We start from the raw sequence: 255 nt of genomic DNA, 5'->3' as shown, positions 1-255 counted from the left end.
GTCGCGGTCGCGAGGCACCTCGATACGGATCGGGCCGTCCTCGGTCAGGACTGTCTTGGCGCCCGTGCCATTGCGCTGGTTGGTCACGGCGCTCGGCTTGGCAGCGCCTGGCGGGTAGCCGAGATGGTGACTCATCTCGCCACCCAGCGCCCGCTCGATCAGCGCCTTCTTGAGGGCCAGCGTCGCGGCATTGATCGCGTCTGCGGTCATCGGGCCGTTGCCGAATTGCTCAAGCAACTCGGCGGGAATGGCCGG

Annotated in this window: 1 protein-coding gene; it reads right to left on the bottom strand. The window is 67.8% G+C overall.

What is annotated here, in order from left to right:
• Positions 1–255, bottom strand: a 255-nt coding sequence (locus tag G3O00_RS43185; RefSeq protein WP_206146654.1) for a transposase, incomplete at both ends; no start/stop codon positions are given.

The organism is Burkholderia sp. Ac-20384, assembly GCF_017104605.1.
Classification (GTDB): domain Bacteria; phylum Pseudomonadota; class Gammaproteobacteria; order Burkholderiales; family Burkholderiaceae; genus Burkholderia; species Burkholderia lata.
The sequence above is the reverse complement of the archived record's forward strand: the minus strand, read 5'-3'. Positions and strand labels throughout refer to the sequence as shown.